1 protein-coding gene is annotated in these 280 nt (G+C 67.5%); it reads right to left on the reverse strand.

All coding sequences use genetic code 11. The features are described 5' to 3' along the window. Window positions 1-200, reverse strand: a 200-nt coding sequence (locus EN804_RS36775; RefSeq protein WP_210237408.1) for a hypothetical protein, incomplete at its 3' end; no start/stop codon positions are given. Between the last annotated feature and the right edge of the window lie 80 nt (window positions 201-280).

The raw sequence follows: 280 nt of genomic DNA on the forward strand, positions 1-280 counted from the left end.
TTGGCCGCACCGGTTTCGGCGATGTATGCCTCCAGTGCGTTGACCTTGGCCTTGTTCAGGGCCTGGGCGCGGGTATCGGCGCTCAGGCGCAGGCCGTAGCTGGCCGAGCCGGTGCCGCGCGAGCTGGCGGTCTGTGCAGCGACCGGCGAGGCCACCACCAGCGCGATGAGGATGAGCAGGATGGTACGCATCAACGACATGACTTGATCAACTCCTGGAGGGCTTGGGTCTGCTGCTGCAACGGGCGGCCGCCCGGCTTCTGTTCGTCCAGCCACGCGCG

The organism is Mesorhizobium sp. M8A.F.Ca.ET.161.01.1.1, from assembly GCF_004792105.1.
GTDB lineage: Bacteria > Pseudomonadota > Alphaproteobacteria > Rhizobiales > Rhizobiaceae > Mesorhizobium.